This is a genomic window from Paracoccus aerius (assembly GCF_014656455.1).
Classification (GTDB): Bacteria; Pseudomonadota; Alphaproteobacteria; order Rhodobacterales; family Rhodobacteraceae; genus Paracoccus; species Paracoccus aerius.
In genome coordinates this window covers 1-25962 of sequence record NZ_BNCL01000024.1, presented here as the reverse complement: position 1 = coordinate 25962, position 25962 = coordinate 1, and the positions used below count along the sequence as shown (strand labels likewise).

General features: G+C 61.1%; 24 protein-coding genes and 5 pseudogenes. 14 read left to right on the top strand and 15 right to left on the bottom strand.

Annotated elements, in window-relative coordinates:
- Positions 1-146 precede the first annotated feature (146 nt).
- On the top strand, positions 147-371 hold the full coding sequence (locus tag IE224_RS18065) for a hypothetical protein (protein WP_191312517.1): 225 nt from the start codon (positions 147-149) through the stop codon (positions 369-371).
- Between the two features lie 180 nt (positions 372-551).
- Positions 552-1100, top strand: coding sequence for a DUF2934 domain-containing protein (locus IE224_RS21445; protein ID WP_202380269.1), 549 nt, complete (start codon positions 552-554; stop codon positions 1098-1100).
- Positions 1101-1479: 379 nt separating this feature from the next.
- Here the strand turns inward: IE224_RS21445 and IE224_RS18055 are convergent, their stop codons facing one another.
- The gene (locus tag IE224_RS18055) at positions 1480-1800 is read right to left on the bottom strand and encodes a hypothetical protein (RefSeq protein ID WP_191312515.1); all 321 of its coding nucleotides are present in this window, start codon (positions 1798-1800) and stop codon (positions 1480-1482) included.
- A 60-nt stretch (positions 1801-1860) separates the two neighbouring features.
- Positions 1861-2543 (bottom strand): annotated as a pseudogene (locus IE224_RS18050) (IS6 family transposase).
- Positions 2544-2769: 226 nt separating this feature from the next.
- Here IE224_RS18050 and gst point away from each other — a divergent pair.
- A complete protein-coding gene (gene gst / locus IE224_RS18045; RefSeq protein WP_191312511.1) occupies positions 2770-3447 on the top strand; it encodes a glutathione transferase, Atu5508 family in 678 nt (225 codons plus the stop codon).
- Positions 3448-3487: 40 nt separating this feature from the next.
- Here the strand turns inward: gst and alaE are convergent, their stop codons facing one another.
- The gene (alaE, locus tag IE224_RS18040; RefSeq protein ID WP_229849438.1) at positions 3488-3946 is read right to left on the bottom strand and encodes an L-alanine exporter AlaE; all 459 of its coding nucleotides are present in this window, start codon (positions 3944-3946) and stop codon (positions 3488-3490) included.
- A gap of 320 nt (positions 3947-4266) precedes the next feature.
- Between alaE and IE224_RS18035 the strand changes: the two genes are divergently transcribed.
- Complete coding sequence (locus IE224_RS18035; RefSeq protein ID WP_191312507.1) at positions 4267-4644, top strand: RidA family protein; 378 nt, start codon at positions 4267-4269, stop codon at positions 4642-4644.
- A gap of 54 nt (positions 4645-4698) precedes the next feature.
- Here the strand turns inward: IE224_RS18035 and IE224_RS18030 are convergent, their stop codons facing one another.
- Positions 4699-5046, bottom strand: a complete 348-nt coding sequence (locus IE224_RS18030; protein WP_191312506.1) for a EutQ-related cupin domain-containing protein — start codon at positions 5044-5046, stop codon at positions 4699-4701.
- Between the two features lie 198 nt (positions 5047-5244).
- Positions 5245-5898 carry a hydrolase gene (locus tag IE224_RS18025; RefSeq protein ID WP_191312504.1) on the bottom strand — a complete coding sequence of 218 codons (654 nt, stop codon included), beginning with the start codon at positions 5896-5898 and terminating at the stop codon, positions 5245-5247.
- Positions 5899-6024: 126 nt separating this feature from the next.
- Here IE224_RS18025 and IE224_RS18020 point away from each other — a divergent pair, with 126 nt between their 5' ends.
- The 4 genes and pseudogenes from IE224_RS18020 to IE224_RS18005 form a co-directional block, all read left to right on the top strand.
- Positions 6025-6918: a LysR family transcriptional regulator gene (locus IE224_RS18020; RefSeq protein WP_191312502.1), complete on the top strand. Its 894-nt coding sequence runs from the start codon at positions 6025-6027 to the stop codon at positions 6916-6918.
- A 97-nt stretch (positions 6919-7015) separates the two neighbouring features.
- Positions 7016-7951 carry a pirin family protein gene (locus tag IE224_RS18015; RefSeq protein ID WP_191312500.1) on the top strand — a complete coding sequence of 312 codons (936 nt, stop codon included), beginning with the start codon at positions 7016-7018 and terminating at the stop codon, positions 7949-7951.
- Positions 7952-8165: 214 nt separating this feature from the next.
- Positions 8166-9413, top strand: coding sequence for a DUF5996 family protein (locus IE224_RS18010; RefSeq protein ID WP_191312498.1), 1248 nt, complete (start codon positions 8166-8168; stop codon positions 9411-9413).
- A 154-nt stretch (positions 9414-9567) separates the two neighbouring features.
- A pseudogene (locus tag IE224_RS18005) lies at positions 9568-9654 on the top strand (hypothetical protein); the annotation flags it as partial.
- A gap of 219 nt (positions 9655-9873) precedes the next feature.
- On the opposite strand, the gene IE224_RS18000 reads toward IE224_RS18005, so the two are convergent.
- The 3 genes from IE224_RS18000 to IE224_RS17990 form a co-directional block, all read right to left on the bottom strand.
- The gene (locus IE224_RS18000; protein ID WP_191312496.1) at positions 9874-10077 is read right to left on the bottom strand and encodes a cold-shock protein; all 204 of its coding nucleotides are present in this window, start codon (positions 10075-10077) and stop codon (positions 9874-9876) included.
- Positions 10078-10403: 326 nt separating this feature from the next.
- Positions 10404-10907 (bottom strand): cell wall hydrolase, encoded by a 504-nt coding sequence (locus IE224_RS17995; RefSeq protein WP_191312494.1) that lies wholly within the window; start codon positions 10905-10907, stop codon positions 10404-10406.
- A gap of 543 nt (positions 10908-11450) precedes the next feature.
- Positions 11451-12713 (bottom strand): Gfo/Idh/MocA family protein, encoded by a 1263-nt coding sequence (locus IE224_RS17990; protein WP_191312492.1) that lies wholly within the window; start codon positions 12711-12713, stop codon positions 11451-11453.
- 178 nt (positions 12714-12891) lie between these two features.
- Between IE224_RS17990 and IE224_RS21440 the strand changes: the two are divergent.
- From IE224_RS21440 to IE224_RS17970, 4 genes and pseudogenes are all read left to right on the top strand, one after another.
- A pseudogene (locus IE224_RS21440) lies at positions 12892-13101 on the top strand (SWFGD domain-containing protein); the annotation flags it as partial.
- A 276-nt stretch (positions 13102-13377) separates the two neighbouring features.
- Positions 13378-14460: a BON domain-containing protein gene (locus IE224_RS17980; protein WP_191312490.1), complete on the top strand. Its 1083-nt coding sequence runs from the start codon at positions 13378-13380 to the stop codon at positions 14458-14460.
- A gap of 120 nt (positions 14461-14580) precedes the next feature.
- Positions 14581-15882, top strand: coding sequence for a cation:proton antiporter (locus tag IE224_RS17975; RefSeq protein WP_191312487.1), 1302 nt, complete (start codon positions 14581-14583; stop codon positions 15880-15882).
- A gap of 134 nt (positions 15883-16016) precedes the next feature.
- Positions 16017-18131 (top strand): histidine kinase dimerization/phosphoacceptor domain -containing protein, encoded by a 2115-nt coding sequence (locus IE224_RS17970; RefSeq protein WP_191312485.1) that lies wholly within the window; start codon positions 16017-16019, stop codon positions 18129-18131.
- A 6-nt stretch (positions 18132-18137) separates the two neighbouring features.
- Here IE224_RS17970 and IE224_RS17965 read toward each other — a convergent pair whose 3' ends face one another.
- The 5 genes and pseudogenes from IE224_RS17965 to IE224_RS17945 form a co-directional block, all read right to left on the bottom strand.
- Positions 18138-18593: a response regulator gene (locus IE224_RS17965; protein ID WP_191312483.1), complete on the bottom strand. Its 456-nt coding sequence runs from the start codon at positions 18591-18593 to the stop codon at positions 18138-18140.
- Positions 18569-19693: a PAS domain-containing protein gene (locus tag IE224_RS17960; protein ID WP_191312481.1), complete on the bottom strand. Its 1125-nt coding sequence runs from the start codon at positions 19691-19693 to the stop codon at positions 18569-18571. The genes IE224_RS17965 and IE224_RS17960 overlap by 25 nt, the downstream gene beginning before the upstream one ends.
- A 401-nt stretch (positions 19694-20094) precedes the next feature.
- Positions 20095-21299: pseudogene (locus IE224_RS17955) on the bottom strand (IS256 family transposase).
- 97 nt (positions 21300-21396) lie between these two features.
- The gene (locus tag IE224_RS17950) at positions 21397-21567 is read right to left on the bottom strand and encodes a hypothetical protein (RefSeq protein ID WP_191312479.1); all 171 of its coding nucleotides are present in this window, start codon (positions 21565-21567) and stop codon (positions 21397-21399) included.
- Between the two features lie 147 nt (positions 21568-21714).
- Entirely contained in the window at positions 21715-22071 is a 357-nt protein-coding gene (locus IE224_RS17945) for a DUF4186 domain-containing protein (protein WP_191312477.1), read from the bottom strand.
- Positions 22072-22189: 118 nt separating this feature from the next.
- Here IE224_RS17945 and IE224_RS17940 point away from each other — a divergent pair, with 118 nt between their 5' ends.
- Positions 22190-22666, top strand: coding sequence for a hypothetical protein (locus IE224_RS17940; protein WP_191312475.1), 477 nt, complete (start codon positions 22190-22192; stop codon positions 22664-22666).
- Between the two features lie 104 nt (positions 22667-22770).
- Positions 22771-23097 (top strand): hypothetical protein, encoded by a 327-nt coding sequence (locus IE224_RS17935; RefSeq protein WP_191312473.1) that lies wholly within the window; start codon positions 22771-22773, stop codon positions 23095-23097.
- A gap of 232 nt (positions 23098-23329) precedes the next feature.
- Here the strand turns inward: IE224_RS17935 and IE224_RS17930 are convergent, their stop codons facing one another.
- Both IE224_RS17930 and IE224_RS17925 read right to left on the bottom strand, forming a co-directional pair.
- The gene (locus IE224_RS17930; RefSeq protein WP_202380271.1) at positions 23330-24979 is read right to left on the bottom strand and encodes a Fic family protein; all 1650 of its coding nucleotides are present in this window, start codon (positions 24977-24979) and stop codon (positions 23330-23332) included.
- A 677-nt stretch (positions 24980-25656) separates the two neighbouring features.
- A pseudogene (locus tag IE224_RS17925) lies at positions 25657-25881 on the bottom strand (IS5/IS1182 family transposase); the annotation flags it as partial.
- Positions 25882-25962: the final 81 nt, after the last annotated feature.

Sequence of the window (25962 nt, the reverse complement as noted above, 5' to 3'; positions counted from 1 at the left end):
GGATAGGCGGGGGTGAATCTCGGCTTTGACATAGGGCTCATCCTTTGAGTGTTTTACTCTCCGGTAAACCCGGGGCGGTTCAGTCAGGCATGTTGCCTGGCCTTTTTCATGATCGGCTGCTCAGCAAGACCATAAGGAGACCAGGAATGACCGAGAACCGCAGTGACGCACGTCTGAAGGCCGAGCTTGTCTTTGGCAAACTGCAGGCTCCACCTTCCGCCCGTGATCGCGCGTTCGAGGAGATCAACGCTGTTCGGGCGGCGGGGGCGGAAAAGGTCCAGAGGCTTCGGGAAGCCCGGCTGGCCAGGGAATTGCAGGACAAGGCCACGCTGAAGGGACCGTCAGAACCTGGGTTGCCCGAAACATCCTGAGCACGGCTGCAGCACACGCAACCCCTTGCAATTGCCCTTGGCAGTCGGAGGATGGCTGCAGACAGTGTTGGCAAGCTGGCGGGGACAAGCCACCTCCAAGGTCAGCCGACCTGAACCTGTCCTGATCCGAAACCTGATCCCACGCCCACCCGTTGTTGATCGCACACACGAGGAGACATCATGATGGAAGACCGCACACGGCGGATCGAGGAACGCGCGCATTCTCTCTGGGAGATGGAGGGTCGGCCCCATGGCCGGGACGCGCAGCATTGGCAGCAGGCGGAACGCGAGATCGACACGGAAGACGCGGCCCGGGCATCCGCCTCGGCCGACACGGCCGCGAGGGGCCGCAAGCCAAAGCCGAAGGCTGCAACGACAAAAGCCAGAAAGGCCGCACAGGCAAGCCAGGAACCGACAGCCGGTCCGACTGCGGATGCTGCCCCGGAGGAGCCGGCCAGGACCCGAGGCCGCAAGCCAAAGATTGTGACAGGGGACGAGCCCGAGGCGCCGGGAGCAAAACGCGGCCGTCCTTCCAAGGCCGCAGCCGAAACCCCGACGGCGGCATCAGCGTCGGGCAAGGGCCGCAAACCAAAGGCGGCGGCCGCAGAGGGCGGCGAGGCGCCAAAGGCCGCGCGAGGACGCAAGGCAAGAACTGCATCAGAGGCTGGACCGGTCGGTGCAGCGGCAGACAGGGAGCCCGCGCCCCAAGACCTCACCGCTCCAGGCTAGGCCAATGATCGCAGCCCGGCGGCGGATCTGGACGCGAAGGTGTCGCGAGAGGCCGCAGGACCTGCAGAACCCTCTGGGACGGTTGAGTGAAGTGAACCCTGTACCGGCTGGCCATCGAATGGCCCTTTGCGCCGCAAGGCTGCGCAAAGGGCACTGCCTGTCCCCTACCGGCGGCTGCCGCAGCGGCGCGAAGACTTCTGGTTCAGGCAGTCCAGGCCAGTGCCACCGAACTTCTGCGCTGTCTGGTCTGTCAGAGCTTTGCTGACTGCCGGTAGGGCACGCGATCGTCGGCCGTCGAGGCCTAAAGCTGGCGCCCGTGGTCATCGTGACATGCTCCGGGCAGTACCATTCATCATAATCGACTGCTCGCTTACGGGGGTCATTTCTCGGCCAACGCGCGCGCTATGTCTTGCATTCCGTTTATGGACTCAGCCACACCTGTTGTCGCTTGGGAGACCGCCGGATGCGCTACAAACGCCATCGTATTGCGACTGATCGTGGTTTCACCTCTATAGGTTTGCTTCGCCGCTTGGGCTGTAGTCTTTACCGCTGAGGCCGCGTTTTTAGCGCCCCCCACGTACAACTCGACACTTCGTCCCGCCATGAGGCCAAAAGCCGCCAAGCCCATCATCTGCATGTGTCCAGACACGGTACTGACAAGGGAGGGCAGCAGCGCCATGCAGAGCAGGATCAGGATCATCAGGAGGTTCTGTCGCAAACGGCGGGACAGGACACGTACGGTCCGCAACGTCTACGGGATTCAGGCGGCCAACTGACAGAACTGCTGAAACGGAGGCAGTTCGGGCCTGAACTGGCCCTTGCGGATCATATTCACGATCTCGACGCCTCCTATTGTCGAAGCAGCTGAGGTGAAGCTCATAAAGCCCAGCATGGGCCTGACCCGACGCTTAATGAACCGGTGGTCCTGCTCGATTAAGTTATTGAGGTATTTGATCCGTACCATCTCAATTGGGGTTGGGCAGCCGAAGCGCTTCAGCATCCGGTTGATGTCCTTGATGCCCTGAGTGTTGGCAGCACTCTTGTCGATGACAATCTTGCGCGGAAGGCCGTTTACCTCCATTGCCCGGGCAAAGAACTTGATAGCTGCCGACTTATTCCGGCGCTTCGACAGCAGGAAGTCCAGGGTCTTTCCGAACTTGTCTACGGCACGGTAGAGATAAACCCACTGTCCTTTTACCCGGATGTAGGTTTCGTCCATCCGCCAGGACCGGTCGGTCGGCTGCTTGCGCCGGCGCGCATTCTCTGCAACCTGCCCGGCATAGCGCTCCACCCATCTGTTCAGCGTTGCATGATCGACCCTGACGCCTCGCTCAGCCATGATCTCTTCGAGATCCCGATACGACACGTTGTAGCGCAGATAGAAGAAAACGGCGTGCAGGATAATGTCTTTGGGAAATGCGCGCCCTTGAATGATACGGCCATAGCTCATCCTCCAACGTCAGTCTGCAGGCCGATCATAGTTTCTTGTCGCTAACCTGCGAAAGTTTGCGACAAAGCCCCTATGGCGTCGAGGGCAGCCCCTTGCTCCAGGCGCTAAAAGCAGGCGGGATCGAATTACGGCGCAACCAAGTTTAGGATCGTCTGGCACTCGTTGCGATGTCTCCGCCACACGCTGGCAGTCACTCTGTCCCAACAAGGATCGCCGACAATGCCCGATTTCACCCTCTACTACTGGCCGGTTCCATTTCGAGGCGAGTTTGTCCGGGCTATCCTTGCGCATGTAGGCGCCTCGGTCGATGAACCCGGCAGCGACGCGATCAGCGCCATGATGAGCATGGACACTCGGGACCAGCCGGTGCCGCACATGGCACCGCCGATGCTGGTGGACAATGTTTCCGGTAAGGCCGTGGCGGAAATGCCAGCGATCTGCTTCTGGTTGGGCGAACGGTTTGAGCTTCTTCCGGCCGACCCGCATCCGAGGGCCCTTGCCCTGAAGATCGTGAACGACGCCAATGATGTCCTGGATGAGATGACGCTCGATGGCGGCAAGGCGATGTGGACTGACAAGTCCTGGGCAGACTACCTTCCGCGCCTGCGCCGTTGGATGGCGATCTGGGAAGCCACAGCGGACCAGGGCTTTCTTCCAGACCAGCCGCTCGGACTGGCGCAGATCGTGACGGCAACTCTGTGGGGAACCATGACCGAGCAACTGCCGGAGCTTCGCCCGCTTCTCGAAGCGGAAGCCCCGCAGGTTGCCCTGCTGACATCCCGCATCCGGTCACGGGGCGCTCTTGCCGTCCAGGCAGCGGAAAGCCGCCGCCGTTTCGGTCAAGCCTGGTGCGGAGGCGAGATCGAGACCTCGCTGCGCAGGGTCCTGCAAAGGTAGGGATCTGCACGGCTCGACGTGAAGTGTCCGAAGCCGACGTTCAGGTATTCAGTGACATAGGCTTTTCACCTCCCGGCGGCAGGCCGAAGAGGTGCCTGATCCAGTTCAGGAACGCTCCATAAGGGCGGCCCAGCACGATCATCATCGCCGCTGCACCCAGCACACCTCGTATCAGCCCATTCCCGGTGGCGCCGCTGAACGCGATGATCGCCGCGTAGATCGGCACCTGAAAGCTCATCAGCGCCAATCCGTCCCATAGAACCTGAGAAGTTCGCGATGCTTTGGCGTATCCCATCAACCAATCGCGCCACATCCCGTAAGGTCGCCCTACAGGGATCATCAGAACCGCTCCAATCAGACGTGCATGAAGAACCTGTTCCCCCGTCATCCCTGCAACGAACCGTTCGTTGATGATGCCGGTCGTGGTGAAGAACAGGATCAGAGCCAGCGTATCCGCAATATATGCACTTGTGCTTCCTGATTGCGCCGTCTTTGCCAAGTGATCTTCCTGTGACCTTTCATCGGGACTTAGGGGCTTGAGGTCCAGGTTGTCCCGGGATTGCATGGAAGGACGCGCCGCTGTGGCAGACCGCCGGCTTAGAACAGGCCGTTGTCGTTGGCGGATGCCCCGGTGATGACTTGCAGAACGTCCCAATGTTCCACGATCTTCCCGCGCTCGGCGAAACGGAAGATGTCTATCCCGGCGTAGTCCTCCCTGCCCGGCCAGATCTGGTGGCAATGCACCCGCTCGCCCGACGCGGGGCGGCCGCCTGTCGGCCGGAAAAGATTTCATAGGTCGTCACCGCAAGACGTGGGGCGATGACCCTCAAGGGAAAGAAAGACAGCGCCATAAAGGCGATCTACGACAAGCATAAATACTCTGCAGCGGTTCGCGCCGGCGATCTGCTGTTCGTGTCTGGTCAGGTCGGCAGCCGGGAAGACGGCTCGCCGGAACCCGAGTTCGAAATGCAGGTGCAGCGGGCCTTCGATCACCTGGCCGAAGCGGCCGCCGGGTTTAACGACATCGTGGACGTGACCACCTTCCACACCGATCCGGAAAGCCAGTTCGCGGCGGTCCTAAAGGTTAAGGACAGGCTCTTTCCTTCGAAATCCTATCCGACCTGGACCGCAGTCGGCGTCAACTGGCTGGCCGGCTTCGACTTCGAGATCAAAATCATCGCCCGCATTCCAAGCTGATAAGGGTGATAACGGAAGGTCCGACAACATCCGCTCGTGCCCTTCGCCGCGAGGTTACCGAGCCTCGCGCCAGTGAGGATAGGTGACATACGCAGTTGTTGCGCCTTCCGTCTGCGCCTTGATCGTAACGGTCTCGCCTTTGGGCATGTGAACGATCCCGCCCGCCCTGACCGTCTCGGACGTGTCATTCGAGGTGATCACCAGGCTGCCCTTGATTATGATCATGACGTCGTCCACGGCCATCGTCTCGGTCAGCCCCTCGTTCGGCTCGTAGCGGCCGTATCCGATGGTGATCGGCGCTCCGTGGCGCTCATCTACGAGGTTGGCGATGAACACACCGCCGTCCTGGTCGGGGGACCGTTCAAAGGATGCGTGCTTGATTGTGAAGCTCTGAACTTTCATGGCTCCTGTTCCTTTGCTGAACATGAACACGGGTAGGTTTCTCGGGTCTCGTTTGGCCCGGCCAAAGCAGGCCTTCGGCTAGGCGTTTGGGGTGCGCGCCAGCGTCAACAGCAGGTCGCTTCTTATCCCCTGTCAGGCGATATGTGCGCTTCCTTGCAAGACGCGCGCGGGCGTCGCAATTACGGCACCCGCAGCCTTTCAACTTGCGTTGTCTGCCACCGGGGTGTTCAAGAGCTGCTGCTCCCAAAGATAGGCGATGCCGCTGCCCGCCATGTGCGAGATGAGCACTTCGGTCAGTTCCTTGACATGCTCGGTGCGTGCCCAATCCCGCTGCCATTCGCCGGCCAGGGCCATCCACGTCATCATGTTCGCACCCGCGGCGATCATCCGCTGGATCGCGACCTGGTGCGACTCCAGCGAACTGCCGCCCGAGGCGTCAGTGATCACGGTCACGTCCCAGCCCTCACCAAGCGCCTGGATGACGGGCATCGCGACGCAGACTTCGGTCCAGAGCCCCGCGATGATCAGTTGCTTGCGGCCGGTCGCCTTGACCGCGTCCACGACCTTCTTGTCCTCCCAGGTGTTCACCCAGGTCCGGTCGATCACGTCCTGACCCGGAAAGACATCGGTGATCTGCTTGAAGAGCAGCCCACCACGTTCTGCGATCACACTGGTCAGAATCGTCGGCACATTGAACGCTTTCGCCAGCTTTGCCAGGGCAACAGTGTTGTTGACCACGGCTTGTGGGTCATGGCTGTTCAGGTTCGCAAGCTGATACGCCTGATGATCGATCAGAACGAGAACCGAGTCCTCGGGACGAAGAAGCGAGTCGAGGCCGTTGCGGAAGGTCATCGGGAAGTCCTTTCTGCGTTTCTGCCGGGCAGGCGATCGCTGCCCCGCTCGCAGTAAGCCGTTCCCTTTTCCAATCCGATAGCGTCATAGTTCGCTTAACTGTGTCGCCGAACAAGGAACGACTGCATGGATACCGAGGATCTGCAGACCTTTGTCGTCGTCGCCGATGCCGGCGGTGTTTCGGCCGCCGCGCGCCGGTTGGGCCTGTCGAAATCCATCGTCAGCAGGCGCCTGCTGCGGATTGAGGCGGAACTCGGTATTCAGCTTCTGGCGCGAACGACCCGCGGCGCCGCCCTGACCGAAGCGGGCGAAACCTTCCGCGATCACGCGGCGCGGGCAGTAGCCGAGATGGACAGCGCGAAAGAGGCTATTTTGCCCGATGGCGATCTGCGGGGCCGCATGCGGATCGCCATGCCTCTGACCTTCGGCCCCACCCATTTCGCGCCTGTCCTTGCCGAGATGGCGCGACGGCATCCTCGCCTGCAGATCCATGCGTCCTTCAGCGACCGCTTCGTCGATCTGGTTTCAGAAGGATATGACTGCGCCGTGCGCGCCGGGTATCTTGCTGATTCAAACCTGATCGCAAAGCGGGTCGGCCCGCTCTATGGGAAGCTTGTCGCCAGTCCCGCCTATATCGAGCAGCACGGTGCCCCCGAGAGACCCGAGGACGTGCCCCGCCACAGAGCCGTGATGCAGGGCACGGAAACCTGGCAGTTCGTCGACGGGGACAGGATCGTCTCGGTCCAGCCCCAGGGCAGCTTCAAGGCCGACAATGCGACCGCGCTTGCCACGGCGGCCGCAGCAGGGCTGGGCATCGGCTGGCTGCCCGACTGCATCACGCACGAGTTCGTCGAAAGCGGCCGCCTTGTTCCCATCATGACGGCTCATCCCCCACCCGATGCCGCCATCTATGTCCTGCGTCCGCCGGGCCGGCATCCGGTGCGCAAGGTCCGCGTCCTGATCGAGATGCTGACCGAGCACCTGAAACAGCACCCCGACGTCTGGGGCCGCGACCGTTGAAGCGTTCCCCGCGCCGTGACACGGTTTTGCGTTCGCTGCGACTAGGCCGCGCGCCGAATGCGAGAAACACTGAAGCCGAACAGACAGGAGGACGACGATGAGCTGGAACCCCGCGCTCGATCCCGGCTGCCCCGACGATGTCGGCATCGACGCGATAGAGACGCTGATCATTCCCCGCGCCCGCGACCTCGGCGGCTTCGAGGTCCGGCGCGCCTTGCCCGCGCCCCAGCGTCAGATGGTCGGCCCGTTCATCTTTTTCGATCAAGCTGGTCCGGCCGAGCTGCTGACCGGGCAAGGAGTAGACGTGCGCCCGCACCCGCATATCGGCCTCGGAACGGTGACCTACCTGTTTCGCGGCGATTTCCACCACCGCGACAGCACCGGCGCCAACCAGATCATCCGTCCGGGCGCGCTGAACTGGATGGTTGCAGGGCGCGGTGTGTCGCATTCCGAACGGACGTCGGCGATGGCCCGCACCGGCCCGAACAGCCTCTTCGGCATCCAGACCTGGCTGGCCTTGCCCGACCACGCCGAGGACATGGCGCCCCTGTTCGAACATCACGGCAAGGATACGCTTCCGATGATCGAGGATGAGGGCGTCTCCGTGCGGCTGATCCTTGGCGATGCCTATGGCGCAAAGGCCCCGGCGCAGATGTATTCCGAGACCTTCTACGCCGATGTGACGCTGGAGACGGGGCGCCGCCTGCCGCTGCCTGACAATCACGAGGATCGCGGCATCTATGTCGTCGACGGCTCGATCCTGGTTGCTGGGCAGGAATTCGCGGCCGGGCGGATGATGGTCTTCCGCCCCGGCGACCGGATTACCGTGGCCGCCGGTGATCGTGGCGCGCGGCTGATGATCCTCGGAGGCGCGACGTTCTCCGGCCCCCGCTACATCTGGTGGAACTTTGTCGCCTCGTCCCGCGAACGCATCGAGGAGGCCAAGACCGCGTGGCGCGAGGAACGCTGGGGCGAAGGCAATTTCGATCTGCCCCCAGACGACCGCAACGAACATATTCCGGCGCCGGAGTGAGGCCGCTGGACAGGCGCCACGCATGGCGGCAGCATAGACCAGAAGCCCGCGCCTGTGTGGCGGATGCACTGGCCCTGATACCTTTTCTTTCCGCAATGAGCATCGTCACGAACAGTACACCGGGCAGCAACAGGTCGATGTCGCTTCGCGACCGATCTGCGCGCAAATGACATGACCGCGTTCCCGATGCAGGACGCCCCAGAAAGGATGCGAAATGAACTGGCCCGTATTGAACTATCTCGACTGGCGGGAAACCTGTTCCGCGCTGCATCTCTATCTGCAGGTCGCGGGAAAGTATCGGCTTGCCCATTCGCCGTGGCTCAATCATTCCTGGAATGCGACATTCTATGTCACGCCGGCCGGTTTCACCTCGTCTCCGATCCCCGACGGTCCCGGGATCGAGATCCTGTTCGACCTTCATGCCCATGAGGTCGGGGGGGTTAACGCAGAAGGGCGTAAGGCCTCGTTCCCGCTCGGCCCCACCACCGTGGCGGCGTTTCATGCGGCTTTCATGGATCTGGTGACGCAGCTTGGCGGCACCCCGACCTTCCACGGAGAGCCGAACGAAGTGCCACATCCGATGCCCTTTGCCGAGGACTTCCGCGAGCGGCCCTATGACCGGGATGCCGTCCGGCGCTTTCACGAGGCGTCCGTTCAGATCAATCGCGTGTTCAAGGCCTTTCGGACGTCGTTCCTGGGCAAGTCCAGTCCGGTTCACCTTTTCTGGGGAGCCATGGACCTGGCTGTGACCCAGTTCTCGGGGCGGCGGGCGCCCTTGCATCCTGCGGGCATTCCCGCGCTGCCGGACGATGTCGCGCGTGAGGCCTCCGATCGCGAGGTCTCCTCGGTCGGTTTCTGGCCAGGCGGCGGCGGCATCGACTATGCGGCTTTCTACGCCTACGCCTATCCGGCGCCAGACGGGTTCCGCTCTGCGCCGGTCAAGCCCGACGCCGCATTCTGGCATGACGACCTGTCGGAGTTCATCCTGCCCTACGACGCCGTGCAATCGGCGGCAGAGCCCGATGACGCCCTCATGGCATTTCTCGTCTCGACTTACGCCGCCGCCGCCACTCTGGGAAAGTGGGACCGGGACCTGCTGGAATGCTCGCCGGGGCGGCCGCGTCGGGTGCGACAGGTCGATACCGTAACAGGAGCCGAACCCCTGGCATCGGAAGACGGCCGTGTGGTCCGAGAGGACGGCCCTTCGAAGGGTCGCTATATCTTGGAAATTGCTGGCAACCAGGGCGTGATGACCTATAGCCGGGCGGGAGAGGCGATGATCATCATCGACCATACCGAAGTTCCTGCGGCCTTGCGCGGCCGCAAGGTCGGCGAGCGGCTGGTGCGTCAGGCGGTCGATGATGCCCGCGAGGCCGGGATTGCCATCGTCCCGCTATGCCCCTTCGCCAAGGCGCAGTTCGATCGCCATCCCGAATGGCACGATGTGTTGCGTCGTTCCTAAGTCGCAGATGCGTTCACTCGAGATCAATGCTGACAGCATTGCCTGAGGGTTCTGTCGCAAACCGTACCGCGTGACACAGGATCACTGCCGATATGGCGGAGGCCGAACCCGATGTCCTTAGGAGAAATGGTTCGGGAAATATGCCTCCATCGCCCCGGCTTGGCGCCGGGCATGGCAGGAAGTGATCCCGTTCTTTGGCTTCGATCCAACATTCCGCAAGATCATCTACACCACCAATGCCCATAGGCTGGGCCGATGACGCCGTGTAGACTATCCGGAGGTCATGCCGAAGGGGTGCGCTTGATTTGTCGACGATGCCTCTTCTTTACCAAGGGAGGCTTTTCCCGGCGAGGGACCTTGAACGGTCAGGCCCTTCGCATCGAACTTCGCTGGCATCAAATTGACGGCCTGAGCGATACCCGTCGGATGCTTGGGACCGCCATCCGCGCTTCAGGATGGCTCAGAGTGCCTGGAGGTCTACAGCGCTGGTCTTGCCGTTACGGGTCTCTGTCTCGTAAGAGACCTTCTGGCCGTCGTTCAATCCGCGTAGACCCGCGCGTTCCACCGCGCTGATATGGACGAAAACATCGCCTCCGCCGTTCTCAGGGGCGATGAAGCCATAGCCCTTGTCGCTGTTGAACCAGTTGACTGTTCCAGTAGGCATGAAAATCTCCGTCTTGCCGTTGTAAGGAGCGCTTGCAGGCCCCCTGCCCGCCTTGCAAGTCTATTCTCGGCGGGGCATTCCTATGAAACAGTTCAAACGCTCACTCGGCAGGATACTGCCCGCAGTCTCGTGTTTTGGAGGATCGCTGCCGTCCGCAAAATGTGCTCCGCGCAAGGCGCCGCTTCCTGACCGTTGCTGTCCCTATCGCGTTCGGAATTGCCGCAACGCCATCCATTGGAGGCTCTCTTCCCATTGCCGCGAAAGCTGCATCGAGACGGAGAAGGACGTCGCGGGCAATACGTCGGCCTTCAAATACTGAAGGTAGCCTATCGCCGGGTGATCCCCTCGATTGGCTGCGGCGGCACAGGCCGCGTCACCAGGTAGTTCCGGCGTTTCTCGTAGAAGGCGTTGCCGCCTGTCACCAGGACATAGTGCATGTTGTCATAGGGAAAGCGGTGCCCCGCGGTATGGAAGAACATCGCATTGCCGATTAGTGGGTGGCGCTCGCCGCGCAGGACGGACCGGGCGGCCTCACGCAGCTTGGGCGCGGTCTTGAGGTTCATTTTCCGCGACATGATCCCCGAGGCGAACTGGTTCTTCTGGGCGACGACCCCGCAAACGGAGCGGGGATACTGGCCGGATTGGACGCGGTTCATGACAACACTGCCGACCGCGATCATGCCATCCCGGCTGGAGCGGTTCGACTCGAAATACATTGCTCGTTCCATGCATTCCTGCTCGGACATGCGGGAGCCGAAACCGCAGCCTGACAGCACGAGTGCAGCCGCAGCCAAGGCCAAGCCGGCCCGGGCTTTTAAGATGAGGTTCATGTCACTGCCCTTGCTCTTCTCTTGTTATTCCCGGGGAGACTGTTTTCGCTCCAGAGTGCCACGATCATCATGCAAATCTTCATTGGAACGGGAAGTCCCCATGTGCACCGCCTCCTTCGAGGACATTGATCCTCGGCCCAAGCAGGCCGCTAAAGGCTATCATTTTTTCTATTCATGTGTTTAGAGGCCGGCAAAAACCGAGGGCCTACTGCTATGGCAGCTGGTGTATGGCCGGTAGCCATTTTTGGCGAGAGCCTACCTGATCAGAGCGTGACACCATCCTGCCCAGCCAACTGAACCATAACACCCGTTAGAACCTGGAGCGGCATTCACGAAATAGGCTGGTTTGGTTATGGGGTGCCCACACCAAGGTAATCAAACCTGTGTTTCAACAATCTGCTCTGACACTACGTCGTTATCGTCGAGGCTATTTGGCTCCGCAGGAGGCCTAGTTTGGCAGTTGCCATTGACAGTGTCTCGTCTAAGTTCCTCGCCGCAGGCAGTGCCGAACAGCGAGAAAAGAGAGATATAGTCAACGACTTGTCAGCGCATGGTGCCGTCCGGGTTCACTTCGATCCACTCTCCCCGTTCAGCCGACACATAGATGGCTTCCAGCAGGCGCATGTCGCGCAGGCCCATCTCGGCCGGGGTCAGGATCTCCATCCCGTCGCGGACCGCCTTGCTGAAATGGTCGATCTCGCCCACGAATTGTTGCTCGCTCGGCTTCGAGGGCATCGGGGTCTCCTCTCCCTCGGCAGTGCTTAGCGTCAACTTGTTGCCAGAGTATGCGGTTGCGGGATCCAGCACTGCAACAGCCTTGGAGCCCCAGAGGTCGATCCGCTTCTTGTCGGCCACATAGCCGGATGAGATGCTGGCCCGGCGCCTGGACGGGAAGATCAGCTGCACCTGTCCGATGGCCTCGATCTCGCCGAAGCGGCCATCCTCGGTCTGGGGAGAGAAGGTGGTCGCGACCAGCCGCTCGGGCATCTCGTCCAGAAGCCAGATCAGGCCGTTCAGCGAATAGATCCCGATGTCCATCAGCGATCCGCCGCCCGCGAGGCCGCGCACCATGCGCCACTGGTCGCGCTCGACCGAGGGGTCCAGCGGGCGGTGATGGTCCGAGGTCGCGTACCAGATGTCGCCCAGTTCGCCCTTCTGCACCATCTCCTTCAGCGCAACGTTGTTCGGCTCGAAATGGGCGCGGTAGGCGATCATGATCTTGCGGTCGGCGGCCTTGGCCGCGTCCATCATCCGCTGCGCTGCGGCCGAGTTGTGCGCGAACGGCTTTTCGCAGAAGACGTGCTTGCCGGCCTCGAGCGCGGCGATCACGTTCTCTTCGTGGATGGCGTTGGGGGTGATGACGTAGACGATGTCGACGGCGTCGTTGTCGGCCAGCCCCTGCATCCCGTAGTCGTAGACCGACCCCTCAGGCACCCCCCAAGCCGACGCCACGCCCAAGGCTTTGTCGCGGTTGCCCGAGATCAGCCCGGTCAGCTTCGACTCGGCCGCGCGGTCTATGGCGGGAACGGCGTAGTTCTGCGCGAAATGGCCCAGGCCGCAGACGGCCCAGCCCATGCGCCGCCCGGGTGGCATGGGGCGGGGTGTCCCGTCCAACTCCGGCTCGGGTCGACCCGCAGCCTGGCGTTCCAGCGGATCGGCAGGCGGGGTCTGCCCACTACCGATAGCGCGTCCAGCGGTCTGGGCCAGGGCTTCGAAGCCTCCAAGTCCCAGGCCCATCCCGGCGCCGAGGCCAAGCGCGGACGTCCGCATGAAGCCGCGGCGCGAGAAATCTGGCAATTCGTTCATCGGGACGTCTACTTCTGGTGTGGGATCAAGCGTGCAACCCGGCGCACCGCGGAATGTTCCGGCAAGTTCGCCCTCCGCATTGCCCACCGGGACTGCGTCACTCCACAAGCCATAGCAGCGAGCGCACCAGCCGGGGGCGCCATCACAGGCGAACTGTGCAGTCGGATCGCGCTTCTTCGGGCACGTCGGCGATGAGATATCCTCGTGGTTTGGCGACGAGGATGCAGAGCGCTGCCGCGAGAACGGCGCTGGCCATCGGAGCCGCAGCCTCAAGAACTACAGCCGCCCAGATGGGCAAAGCCTTCTCACCTGTCACGTCCTGCATTTCGATGGCTTGCGCATCAATGTCATGTCGCCGGCGAAGCAAAACAGCGTCTTGGCGCCCTGACTGGGGCTCTTGTCGTTCTATGATGAGGAGCTACGCCTTGAACGCGCTCTTGCTCCGCAACGATGCCGGGTCTGGGACGATAAGCGGGTGCCGTACCAGGAGGGCAGCCCAGTTTTCGATAGCCAACGTCGTCTGCCCTCGGCATCTTCTGCATCCCACCCGGGGCAGGACCACGCCGGTAGGCCACGTCGTGTCCGTTGGAACGCCAACCAATCCGGAACGTTTGTCTAGTCTGTGGATGCCCAATCCGCACTCACTGCTACAGGAGGACAGCAGATGACACGTGACTGGGAAGATCGAGATCGTTTTGGCCGGGGCTATGGCCGCCGCGACGATTATTCGCGCCGCGACAGATCGCGGGACTGGTCTGACAAGGCCGGGGACGAGGTGCGATCGTGGTTCGGCGACGACGATGCCGACCGTCGCCGCCGCATGGATGATGACCGCGACTACGGCGGCTCGGGCGGTGGACATGACGGGCGGTCCGGTCGGGGCGGCTATGGCGACGACTATGGCCGGTCCGGTGATTATGGATCCCGCTCCGGTGACTACGGCAGCCGTTCGGGCGGCGGCTATGGCAACGACTATGGCCGGTCAGGCGGCGGCTACGATCCTTATGACCAGGATCGCGGCTATGGCGGCGGACGCGACGCGGGCTATGGCCGGGGCGATTTCTCGGAAGCGATCCGCTCGGGAATGGCCGGGCGCGGCATGGGCACGTTCGGTACATATGGCGCGCGGGATTTCGGGGGCCGCGGCCATGGGGATCGGGATTACGGCGATCGCGATTATGGCGGGCGCGGCTATGACCAGGGCAATTACCGTGGCTCCGGTGATCGGGGCTTCTTCGAGCGCGCGGGCGACGAGGTGGCGTCCTGGTTCGGTGACGAGGATGCGCAGCGCCGGCGCGAGAGGGACGCGGGCCACAGCGGCCGCGGTCCCCGAAACTACAGCCGTTCGGATGACCGCATCCGCGAGGATGTCAGCGACCGCCTGTCGGACGACCGCCATATCGACGCCTCCGACGTCGAGGTCTCGGTCAGCGGGGGCGAGGTGACACTGGACGGCACGGTGGACAGCCGCGCAGCCAAGCGCCATGCCGAGGATCTGGCCGAAAGCTGCTCGGGCGTGAAGCATGTCCAGAACAACCTGCGCGTCAAGGACCGCCAGATGTCGAGCGGCTCTTCCGGTTCCATGTCCGGCAGCGGTTCGACCGGCATGAGCGGCAGTTCCGGCAGCGGAATGGGCAGCACCGGCACCAGTAACAGTGGGACGGGCAGCACCAGCAGCACCACCGGAACGATCGGCAGCGGCAGCACGACCAGCTCCGGAAGCGGTAGCAGCAAAACGCAGTTGTGACACGATCCCTGACCCCCGCCCGCCTTTGGGCGGGGGTTAGTGAAGGCAATGAAGGGACGAGCAGCCGAGAGCGAGCCGTTCCTTCCGGCGAGGCAGGCTCCATTTTTTCACAGGAATTCCATGGCCGCGCTGCTCCAGCCCGACCCTTATATTCTCGTTCTGACCGGCGCGGGGCTCCTGATTGCCTTGGTGGCCTGGCTGCCCTTGGCGCTCAAGCGGCTACCCTTGTCGCTGCCCATTGTCTGCATCGGCCTGGGGGCGGCGATCTTCTCACTGCCGGGGATGGGGCTTGATCCCTCGCCCCTGGCCCATCCTGAATTCACGGAGCGATTCACGGAGTTCGTGGTCATCATCGCGCTGATGGGGGCGGGACTGAAGCTGGACCGGATCTTCGGACTGCGCCGCTGGCAGGTGACGTGGCGGCTGATCCTGGTGACCCTTCCCCTCAGCATTGCGGGAATCACCGCACTTGCTGGAATATGGATGGGTTTGGCCTGGCCCGTGGCGCTGCTTCTGGCCGCATCCCTGGCGCCGACCGATCCGGTCCTGGCCTCCGACGTGCAGGTAGGGCCCCCAAAGACCGGCGAGGAGGACGAGGTCCGCTTCGGCCTGACCTCCGAGGCCGGCATGAACGACGGCGCAGCTTTTCCGTTTGTCCACCTGGCTATTGCCTTGTCCCTGGCCGCTGCGACGGGCGAACCTTGGGCCATGCGTTGGCTGACTTACAACGTCCTATGGGAAGTCGGCGCAGGCGTCGCCGGCGGATACCTGATCGGCCGCGCCTTCGGCTGGGTTACCTTCCGCATCCCGGCGGAAACCAAGCTCGCGCAGACCGGGGACGGGCTGATCGCCCTGGCGGCGACCTTCGTGTCCTATGGCTTGACCGAGATGATTCATTCCTACGGCTTCCTGTCGGTTTTTGTCACCGCCCTGACCTTCCGCCACGCCCATCGCAGCCACGACTTCCACCGCGAGATGCACGATGTCACCGAGCAGGTCGAGCGCCTGGCGATGATGGTGCTCTTGCTGCTCTTCGGTGGTGCCCTGGCGCGGGGCCTTCTGGAAGGGTTGTCTTGGGGGGATGTGACAGCGGCCCTGGTGATCCTGCTGGTGATCCGCCCGGTAACGGGGCTGATCGGCCTTTGGGGCTTTCGCGCAGCCCTTGGCGAAAAGCTAACCATTGCCTTTTTCGGCATCCGTGGGGTGGGGTCGATCTATTATCTTGCCTATGGGCTGAACCACATGGAGGTTGCTGGCGCCGAGCGCCTATGGGCCATTCTGGGTCTTGTGGTTCTTTTGTCCGTCCTGATGCATGGGCTCACGGTGACGCCGGCGATGCGCCTTCTGGACCGCAAGCAGGGCCGCGATCCCGATGCCGAAGGCCTGCCCCCGCCAGGCCTGCAGGGACCGGGGGCCAGCTGAGCGGCGCGGGGATATGAAGGTGCGATGCTTGCGCTCTTGCATGATTTCGCCTGTTCCTATTTTGTGCAGGGACTAGGACAGTCTCAGGTGCGTGACGACCACCGTTCAGCCCATTCATCGCCAAACGAGAAAGTATGAACGACATCGGCGCCCTGAATCTAACCGCCTGCGATCGTGAACCTATCCACATCCCCGGCTCGATCCAGCCTCATGGCCTTCTTCTGATTGGCCGGATCGGCACCCATGAGATCATAGGCGCCGCAGGAGTAAGCCTGTTCAGGGCCACCAAGGGCCAAACGCTCGAAGACTATCTTGGTTTGTCTTCGGTTATTGATGAAGCAGCACTGGACCTGGGTCCGGCAGTCCTCGGCACCACCCTGATCGATGACATCCTCTACGATGTCCATGCGTTCACAACGGATGGCCACGTCGTTGTTGAATTGACCCAACAGGCGGATAGCCCGCCAATGAACTCTACCTTTCTCGCAAATCTTGAATCGATGAGCAGCGGGTTCGAGCGTGCGACCTCCTATGCGGATTTGTTTGACAGCGCAGCGCGGGTGTTCCGAAGACTCACGGACTATGATCGCGTCCTCATCTATCAGTTCGTTGATAACGAAGCTGGCAAGGTGGTTGGCGAAAGCCGCTCAGATGATATGTCGAGTTTGATGAACCACCATTTTCCCGCCTCAGATATTCCGCGGCAGGCCCGAGCCCTTTATGTTCGGAACAGGGTGCGGGTCATTGCGGATGTAGCCGGCGCCTCCCTCCCGATCATCGGCGTCGACGATGCAATTCGGCAGATCGATCTGAGCGACTCCACCCTGCGCAGTGTGTCGCCGATCCACCTGACATACCTGAAGAACATGAGCGTTGCCGCCTCTGCCTCAATGTCGATTGTCAAGGACGGCATCTTATGGGGGCTTGTTGCCTGTCATCATTCCAATCCGCGGCCCTTGCCGCTCACCATACGTCTTGCATGTCAGGCGCTTGCAACAAGTCTGTCGCGGCAGATCAAGTTGCGGGAGGAAGCAGAGCTTTATCGCGAGCGCATTCACCTTCGCGCACAAGAAGATGTTGTTTTGGGACGGCTCGGCTCGGACGTCACGCTGGAGCAGTTTTTCACCGAGTCGGCTGATGACTTGGCGAAGATGATGCGCGCGGATGGCTTCGCAGCCGTGCAGGGCGCGGATCTGTTCGTATCCGGCCAATGCCCGGACCCGATCGACATCCGTGCTGTAGCCGACTACGTGCGCGCCCCTGCGGCCATAAAGGCATTTAGGACTGCGTGTTTGGGACGAGAAATGCCAGCGGCTGAGGCATTTCGGGATCTGGCAAGCGGTCTGCTCGCCGTCACCATGTCGACGGAGGTGCCAACAATCCTGATGTGGTTTCGCGCGGAGAGGCTGCAAACTGTGACATGGGCCGGGAACCCTCATAAAGACGTCCAGCTTGTTCCCGGTGCACAACTTGAACCCCGTGTGTCCTTTGCCGCTTGGTCGGAAGAGGTCCAAGGCTGCGCACCGGACTGGACCATCGCCGAAACCGAGTCCGCCATGCGGCTTGTCCGGTCCATGCTGGAAGCGCGCAACAACCGCCGAATGAGAGCCTTGAACGCGGAGCTCTCAACGACCCTGAAGGAAAACGAAAGCCTGATGCAGCAAAAGGACTTCCTTTTGCGCGAGGTGAACCACCGGGTGCAAAACAGCCTCTCGCTGGTGTCGGCGTTTCTGAGAATGCAAGGGCGCGACGCGCTTCCAGAGGTCAAGCAGCAATTGGACGAGGCGGACCACCGCCTTAAGGCAGTGAGCCTTGTTCACAAACGGCTCTACCAGGCAGACAGCACCGAAATCGTCGACCTATCACTCTACCTTGCAGAATTGTGCGAGGAGCTGAAGGCAGCCCTAAGTGGGAACTGGGCAAACAACATTTCCACCAGACTCGCGCCTGTTCTGATCGAGACAGACCGGGCCGTAAGCATCGGTCTTATTCTGAACGAGCTGGTCATCAACGCAACCAAATATGCCTACCAGGGAGAACCAGGACCGATCTCCATCGGCCTGGAGCAGCATCGCGACAGCTTCCGCCTGACAGTCTCGGACAAGGGCATAGGTGCTGCGGGCGTGACCAAAGGTACTGGGTTTGGCTCACGAATGCTTGCCTCGTTGGTGGATGGTCTGAAGGGGTCGGTGGATTACGCCGATAACAGTCCGGGGCTTCGGGCCACTGTGACAGCGCCGATCCGTTGAATGACGTTATGGCGCTTCCCGGAACGCTGCGAAGGCTTCAGACGCGACAAAGCTTCCGGGTGGGGCCGAGACCGGCGGAGGATTGCAGACGACTTCCTCAAGATACTGCACAGCTGACATGAACCCTGCGAGTGAGAATGGCTTTGCGATCACGCCATGCGCGCCTGCGAAGTCCTGAGGTATCTTCTGGGGATTGGCCGTTACAAAGACGATGATCGCATTGGGCCATCTCACCTGCACATAACTGTTTACGTCGAGACCAGTGCTGCCACGCGCAAGGTGCATGTCGACCAACGCGACATTTGGCGCTTTTCCATCCGGAAGAGCTTCGACTTCGTCGAGCGCGGCGGCGATGGCGATCACATGATGGCCTGCATCCTCAACCATCATCTCGATATCCATTGAAATAAGCGGTTCGTCCTCGACGATGAGGAAGTTCAGTGGTCTGGCGGCGCGTTCCATACGGCTCCAACTGTGATTGTAAGATCAGCGCGCGTGCCAGAAGCACACGATGCCCATTTGATCTGTGCTCCCGCCTGCCTGGACAAACGGCTGATGATGATGCCCCCGAGACCAGCTGGCACCTGATCTCCTTGCGACGAGCCAATGCCGTTATCCGCGATTGAGAGACGAACCTGATCGTTCTCCTGACGGGCCACGATGGTGATCTGGCCTTCCTCTCCCGCGGTGAAAGCATGACGAATGCAGTTGGACAGAATCTCATTGACGATGAGCCCCAAGGCCGATGCCTGCTCTATTGACACATCAGCGCGCCTGAGATCCGTCATGATCCGGATGTCGCGATGTCCAGAGGCTTGGACAAGATCCCCGGCAAGGTTGGCTGCAAAGGCACCAATATCAAAGCGGGTCACATCGTCCGACTGATAAAGGCGGCGGTGGACCGTCGCGAGGGCATCAATCCGTCCCATCATGGCACGAAGCCGAGCCGAGAAGTCGGGATCGTCAATCTCTCGCAGTTGCAGGCGAAGGATCGACCCGATCATCGTCATGTTGTTTTTTACACGGTGATCGACCTCATGCAACAGCAACTTTTGCGCCTCCAGGGCGGCACGCAGATCGGCAGTGCGTTTGTTTACCTCCTCCTCGATGCGCCGCTTCTCCCGGGCCACCCGCGTATGAGCGTCGACACGGGCGGTAACATCGAGCTGGGATGCGAAGAAGAACTGGATTTCTCCCGTATGGTCGCGGACGGGGCTGAGATAGAGGGCATTCCAGAAGGCCGTGCCGTCCTTGCGGTAGTTCAAGATATCGATGGCAACATCTTCACCTTGAGCAACGGCTTTTCGGATCCGATCAACGGCCTCTGGATCGGTCTCTTCGCCCTGAAGCAAGCGGCAGTTATGACCGATAAGTTCCTCACGCGAATAGCCCGTCAGCTTCTGAAAAGCTGCGTTGGCGAAAACGATGGGATTATCGGACCGGTTCGGATCGGTAATAATCATCGGCATGCGTGTGGCGCGAACGGCCGCCGCAAACGGATCGCCCCGCCCTTGCTCGTGATGGAGAGCATCCGTCAGATGCCAGTCTTCCTGCTCGTCCATCCGAAATCCGCCTGCCGGGCACTGATGTGCTCTACGCTTGAAAACCGTTTACTCAAGTTTGGTTCCACAGAGATTAGAGCAGGTGATCTCGCAACATAAAAGGCAAACCCCGCGCATTTTCAACCTTGCACATCACGACAGATGCTTGCTGGTTCCCGGCGATTTCGCGCGGACCTGCTTCGGCCTCGCACTGCTTATCGCGAAGCAGGGCCGGTGCAATGCGACGCACCCGGCTGTTCGGCGTCGACGCCATGGAAAAGAACCAGATGTGCCAAGACAGGGCAGGAAAAGATCGGCCGTGCGGTCATCAGGCAACCGAGAAACTGACTGCCGCTCTCGATGGACAGAGCGGATTACGTCCGTCAAGCTGGTGTAATTTCCCAGATGGCCTGAGGTCATGATCAGGCGGCTTTTGTGGTAATACTGAGAATGGGGTCGATCTCCTCCTTATCGATCTGAGCGAAGGCCTCGACCTGCATGTAACGGCTCGAGGTCTGCCATTCGTCGTTCTGCTCGAACAGCACCGCGCCGATCAGGCGCATGATTGATGCCTCGTTTGGAAAGATCCCGACAACATCGGCGCGGCGCTTCACTTCCTTGTTCACACGCTCGATCGGGTTGGTGCTGTGCAGCTTGGTGCGGTGCTGGCGGGGGAAAGACATGTAGGCCAGCACGTCGTATTCGCTGGCGTCCATCAGGTCTGCCAGCTTTGGCCAGCGCGGGCGCAGCTGTTCGGAGACCTTGCGGCAGGTCTCGCCGGCATGGGCGCGGTCGGACTGGTCGAAGGCCTGTCGGATCGCGGCGGCGACGACGGTATACTGGCCCCGAGAGGCATAGGCCAGCGCGTTGCGCATCCAGTGAACGCGATAGCACTGCCAAGTGGCTTCAAACACGCGGGCGATGGCGGACTTGAGGCCGGTATGGGCGTCGCTGATGACCAGCCTGACTCCGCCGAGCCCCCGGGCGCGCAGCGAGCGCAGGAATTCGGTCCAGAAGGTCTCGGCTTCGGACGGGCCGATGCCTAGACCGATGATTTCGCGGCGTCCTTCGGTGTTAGCGGCCACGGCGGTTATGGCTGCGACGGGCACGATCCGACCGCCCTGGCGGACCTTGAGGTAGGTGGCGTCCAGCCAAACATAGGGCCATTCCCCGGTCAGCGGGCGGTTCAGGAACTCGCCGATCCGCTCATCGATGTCCTTGCAGAGCTTGGAGACGGTGCTCTTCGAGATGCCGCTCAGCCCCATCGCTGCACCAACTCGTCGACCCGGCGGGTGGAGACGCCGCCGATCCACGCCTCTTGGATCACGGCCACCAACGCCTGTTCGGACGTCTTGCGGGCCTCAAGGAAGCCCGGGAAGTAGCTGCCTTGGCGCAGCTTCGGCACACGCAGGTTCAGCGTGCCCAAACGGGTATCGAGAGCGCGCTCTCGATACCCGTTCCGCCAGGTCGTCCGTTCGCTGCTGCGCTCATGGCGACCGGCGCCGATGATACCTTCCACATCGGTCTCCATGATCAGCTGCAGCACGGCCTCGGCAATGCCGCGCAGAAAGTCGCCCTGATCGTGCTTGGCCAGAAGCTCGGACAGGTCCATGTTCGTCTTGGTCATCGGGGTCTCCGTAAGGGGCGTGGTTGAAGCGTCGAAACTCCACCTCGATCTTACACCTCGATGGCCACCCGGGATCACACCGCCGATGGCGACGAAATTACACCAGCTCCTCGGACGTTAACACCGGCGATCGGCCGGCGCGGGCAGGTGCGTGCTTCTCCAGCTTGGACTTCGCATATTTGGCGACAGCCAATCCGATGGGAATGACGACCGGCGCCGCCTTGTAGGCGGTTCGTGCGAGCTTCATGAGCTTGAAGATGTTGGCCAAGAGAACCTCCGTTGGATCAAATGGCTGATATGGAGACCAGGCAGTGGTTCTTCCAGGACATGAGCTTCGAAAGCGCTTGGACCTCGGGCTCTGGCTTGCTGGGTCGCGAAGATGGACGACCGACCGTTTCGAGGGGTTGGGAGGTGCCTATGACCTCATCTGGCGGTCGATCCATTTCATGATGAGCGAAACCACTTCCTCTTGCTCGGCGCCGTTCATCTGACGGCCGATGTCGACGCCATGCCACTTCTGCAAGCAGCTGCGGCAACACGTCGCGGTCGCATGCTGGGCCACAAACGCAGGATGGCCCCGCATCGGTGTTTGTTTCCCATCATTGGGCGGATGAGCGGGCGCGAGCCTCAGGGTCACAAAGTCTCTTGCGTGACTGAGGATGGTGCTGCGGCCTTTCTTGTTTGCATAGGATCGTTCCACCGCTGAAAGCTTGAACCGGCTGCGGAAGCGCGATCGCGCGAGCCTGTCGAGGATGTCCTTGTCGTATGCCACGCTGAATTGGGTGCTTGTTTCTGGGTGGGATCCCTTCGTTGCACCTTCGCTCTTGCCACTTCAACTGGAATGCGCCGCAACTCTTGCCCCACGCAGTATCTTGCTGCCAAGGGAGCACATGATCATGGTGCGGTTAAGGATCGGATTACCCGAAGCGGAGCGCGCGATGGCATGGAACGACAAGGTCCTCGATAATCTGGAACAGGTCTACTGGTCACCCGGCATGATCAACCTGGGCACCGTCCAGCAGCAGCCGACTGAGGATGGCACTGGCTTTGTTGTCCCGAAGGAGCGCCTGTCCGGCGGAAAGAGCCTCTACGCCAGGGTGTCGGATTTCCCGACTTGGCGGCCGGAGATCGCTCGGAAGGAGGAGCTGCTGAACCAGGTGATCGAGATCGCACTTGCCATTGCACCTTCGGACTTCATCGCTGACGCCTTCTTTGCTCCTCTAGGCATCCGGCCCTCGGGCCGCATCAAGACATTCGGCCGGGAGATCCTGTCCCGTCATGCCTCGCTCTCGCCCAGGCAGTTCACCCAGCATGACGGGTTCTATGTCGCCGACAACGCCATCGTCATGATGGAGAGCAGTATCTGAAATATTGCACCCTCGCCGCACTCGAAGAAACTCTGCACGGCAGGAAGGAGCATCTTGGGCTTCTCTATCTCGTCCCTGCGAAGTCGGTTGTCCGGACCCGCAAGATGCTCCGCCTGGACGACGAGGGCGGCATGAAGGAGGTCTGGGCAAATCCGGCCGCATTCACGAAGAAGGCTCCCTTGCTGCGGCTGCTGGATATGCACGGAGAGGCCATCCGGCACGTTGCCATGCGATTGCGGAGGAACATCATAACTTGGGACGACTTCCTCGCGGCATTGACCAAATGCCATAAGGGCGCCGTCCTGTGTGGGAACGAGACCTTGGAAAATCTCATGCAGGGATTGATCAACCAGATTCAGTTTACGCCCGATTGCGGGCTGAATTCTTCTGCCGCCACCGCACGAGGGAAACTTCCGATACAACAAAGATGATCAACAATAGAATGGTGCTGCCCTTGCCCATAGGGATGTCGAGCACGAACAAGATCAGCAGAAGCAGTAATGTGAACCCGCGAACAATCACCCTGAGGGCCAAGTGGTTCTTCATGTTCAAACCCTTCAGAACGGCCACATGAAGTGTAGCATCTGGACTTCTTTTCTACCACAGATTATCCGTCTCGAAATGCGTTAAGCGTGCCTGCACCGCCCCTATAGCCAACCCCGACTACGAGCCGAACACGCCTGGGCCTTCCCGATCCTGCTCCAGCGCCTGCCAATAGGCGCGCGGCGCCGGCGTCTCGTCGCGCCATTCGATCTCGAGGGACGGATTGAGTGGCTCGAAACGGGCATGCTTTCCTTCTTCGACGAATGCGAAGGTTCTGGCCCACATCTCGATCGCCTGATTGCGATCCCCATGCGAGCAGTCCGCGGCGACAGACTGGCATTTCAGGAGCGACCGGACCAGGATGTCCGGGTCGTTCCTTCGCGTGAGCGCCCGAAGCGCGTCGAGGTAGTCGTTCCTGAAGACGCGCGGCACGGGAATGTGGCACAGCCCGGCCGAGGTCAGCTCCCGGGACATCACGATCCTGCTGAGGCGGCCGTTCCCATCGTTGAAGGGATGCACTTCCGAGACGAGGTAGTGGGCGAGGAGCGCGCGGTCGAAGGGCTCTGCCACGGCCCTGATCATCTCGAAACCGGCCAGGAGCGTTCCCTGAACGAGGGCGGGGCTGACGAAGAAGGTGTCGCCAGCCTTGTTGGGGCGCTGCTTGAACTGGCCGGGTGAAATGCCGGGGCGATACTGCATCACCTCCGCATGATCCGCCCGCAGGAGATCGATGACCCGGTCGGGCGCCAGCTCATTCAGCCGGGGCCGGGGCGGGTCCATCAACTTCATATAGGTCCCGAGCACGTCATGTCCGTCCGCGGGCCGGCTCGAGGGAATGTGGCCTTCGAAGACGATGTCCTCGGCCTCCCGCACTGCGAACTCCGTCCCTTCGATGAAGTTGGAGAAATAGGCTTCGATGAAGCAGGAGTTGGCGCGACGGTCGGCGGGAATGTTCGCATCCTGCACGGGAGGCGGGGGATGGTCCGAAAGATGGCGGCTCAGGATCAGCAGGCGCTCCATGCAGCCCGGGTCGTAGGGGCGTCCTTCGGCCCTGGCCCTGCCTGACTGCGTCTTCAGGGGCGAAGAGCGCGTGGACAGCAGCGCGCCAATCAGCTGGTCGAGCTCGATAAACGCCTCCTGGCGGTCGATCTGGCCCGCCAGAGCACGCGCCGCATCCCTGATCTGGTTCAGGCGGTCCTCGCCATGGTCCCGGCAAAGTTCGTCGAGCTTCTCTTCGACCCGGGTCCGTCCCAGCGTCCGGGCGGGCCCGCTCCGCGCGCGGGAGGGCATGATGTTGTCCAGGAACTTCCTGTTGGGACCCGCGATCCAGGTGCCGATATAGGGCATGTCCTCGCCCGGCACGGGACCTATGCCATCGCGCACCGAGATCACCAGACCGGGCAGGGTGAACTGGCCCGGCCGTCCTGGCCGGCTGACGAAGAGGTAGCGCGCGTCCGTCTCCGACTTCTCCCATTCGATCGGCCTGGCGTCGAAGCCGCTCCTGTCCGTCACCACGCCATCCGGAAAGAGATGCGCGACGACCTGGGGCCAGTTCCGGCGGATGGCGAGCGTCTCTGGCTCGCCGCCCGGCTCCATGAAGATCCCGGGATGGATCCGGATGAGCTTGCCAGCGGCGGCCTGGCGGCGCAGTCTTCGCGACAGGGCCGCGTCATCCCCATTGTCGAAGAGCAGCCCTCCCATCTCGTACTCCCACCCGATCTTTGTTCGAAATACGGCTTTAAGGAGGTGACATCCAGGGGATTTGTCCATAAAATGTACTTAACGAGCGTGGAATGTCCATTTTGTGCATTTAAAATATGTCCGGGACACCGCGTTGCCCTTCAGGTGGCGATCATCTTCTCGATCTACCCAGCCTCTTCCGTGGCAGGTTCCCTCCACCACTGCACCATTTGCGAAATGCTGTGGACGCGCATATAGGCAGGCTCCATGTTTATATTTGTAATGCAAGGCAGCGCCATGAAGCAAAGTAAAATTTTTCTCTTTGCATGTATCGCTGTTTCGTTAGCGTATATGATGGGCGTTCCAGTAAGGTCCGGGAACCTAAATAAATCAGTTAATTTCAAATTTGATACGGGGGAGATGACAGTTGAGAAAACTCTCAAACCCAGATCGATTATAAGAATTACCGAAATCTTCACTCGGCCCTGCTTTAGCCCGGGACAAGCGCGTTAGCACGTCAGAGAGATTGCCGCAGAAAACATAACTGATGTGAATGTCATCCAAATTTTCGGGCAGTTTGCAGTAAGAGTATCGCTGGATCCTGACGGCTTACCTGATGACCAGTATTCGAGAACATCTACGTGCGACGGCAATGTTTACTCAAGCTCAATTGAGGTCAGCACGCTCATTGTAGTGAGAGAAAACAAAGAAGAAGCGTTAAGCATTCAAAACGTAATAGGTGAGTGAATAGTCGGCTCTGAACAACCTTATCCGCCAGCCAATGCTTCGCGTTGATGGGGCGTTTCGGGCCAGATCATCGGCCCGATCAGATGAAAGAGCAGGACCCAAAGAGCCCTGAGATGGGCCAGGACCTTGCGGATATTGTGACCGCAGGCGCAGAGGACGGCGAAGGTTGCGTCGCCGATGCGCCCCTTCAGCGGACATCTGGCAAGACGTCCGTCGGTTTTCATGTGCCCGATCTCCGGCTCGATAGTCGGCTCTGAACAACCTTATCCGCCAGCCAATGCTTCGCGTTGATGGGGCGTTTCGGGCCAGATCATCGGCCCGATCAG

Bases quoted from the DNA above. Each gene is read 5' to 3' on its own strand.
- IE224_RS18065 (WP_191312517.1), top strand. From the start codon at position 147: ATGACCGAGAACCGCAGTGACGCACGTCTGAAGGCCGAGCTTGTCTTT.
- IE224_RS21445 (WP_202380269.1), top strand. From the start codon at position 552: ATGATGGAAGACCGCACACGGCGGATCGAGGAACGCGCGCATTCTCTC.
- IE224_RS18055 (WP_191312515.1), bottom strand. From the start codon at position 1,800: ATGATCCTGATCCTGCTCTGCATGGCGCTGCTGCCCTCCCTTGTCAGT.
- gst (WP_191312511.1), top strand. From the start codon at position 2,770: ATGCCCGATTTCACCCTCTACTACTGGCCGGTTCCATTTCGAGGCGAG.
- IE224_RS18035 (WP_191312507.1), top strand. From the start codon at position 4,267: ATGACCCTCAAGGGAAAGAAAGACAGCGCCATAAAGGCGATCTACGAC.
- IE224_RS18030 (WP_191312506.1), bottom strand. From the start codon at position 5,046: ATGAAAGTTCAGAGCTTCACAATCAAGCACGCATCCTTTGAACGGTCC.
- IE224_RS18025 (WP_191312504.1), bottom strand. From the start codon at position 5,898: ATGACCTTCCGCAACGGCCTCGACTCGCTTCTTCGTCCCGAGGACTCG.
- IE224_RS18020 (WP_191312502.1), top strand. From the start codon at position 6,025: ATGGATACCGAGGATCTGCAGACCTTTGTCGTCGTCGCCGATGCCGGC.
- IE224_RS18015 (WP_191312500.1), top strand. From the start codon at position 7,016: ATGAGCTGGAACCCCGCGCTCGATCCCGGCTGCCCCGACGATGTCGGC.
- IE224_RS18010 (WP_191312498.1), top strand. From the start codon at position 8,166: ATGAACTGGCCCGTATTGAACTATCTCGACTGGCGGGAAACCTGTTCC.
- IE224_RS18000 (WP_191312496.1), bottom strand. From the start codon at position 10,077: ATGCCTACTGGAACAGTCAACTGGTTCAACAGCGACAAGGGCTATGGC.
- IE224_RS17995 (WP_191312494.1), bottom strand. From the start codon at position 10,907: ATGAACCTCATCTTAAAAGCCCGGGCCGGCTTGGCCTTGGCTGCGGCT.
- IE224_RS17990 (WP_191312492.1), bottom strand. From the start codon at position 12,713: ATGAACGAATTGCCAGATTTCTCGCGCCGCGGCTTCATGCGGACGTCC.
- IE224_RS17980 (WP_191312490.1), top strand. From the start codon at position 13,378: ATGACACGTGACTGGGAAGATCGAGATCGTTTTGGCCGGGGCTATGGC.
- IE224_RS17975 (WP_191312487.1), top strand. From the start codon at position 14,581: ATGGCCGCGCTGCTCCAGCCCGACCCTTATATTCTCGTTCTGACCGGC.
- IE224_RS17970 (WP_191312485.1), top strand. From the start codon at position 16,017: ATGAACGACATCGGCGCCCTGAATCTAACCGCCTGCGATCGTGAACCT.
- IE224_RS17965 (WP_191312483.1), bottom strand. From the start codon at position 18,593: ATGGAACGCGCCGCCAGACCACTGAACTTCCTCATCGTCGAGGACGAA.
- IE224_RS17960 (WP_191312481.1), bottom strand. From the start codon at position 19,693: ATGGACGAGCAGGAAGACTGGCATCTGACGGATGCTCTCCATCACGAG.
- IE224_RS17940 (WP_191312475.1), top strand. From the start codon at position 22,190: ATGATCATGGTGCGGTTAAGGATCGGATTACCCGAAGCGGAGCGCGCG.
- IE224_RS17935 (WP_191312473.1), top strand. From the start codon at position 22,771: ATGCTCCGCCTGGACGACGAGGGCGGCATGAAGGAGGTCTGGGCAAAT.
- IE224_RS17930 (WP_202380271.1), bottom strand. From the start codon at position 24,979: ATGGACAAATCCCCTGGATGTCACCTCCTTAAAGCCGTATTTCGAACA.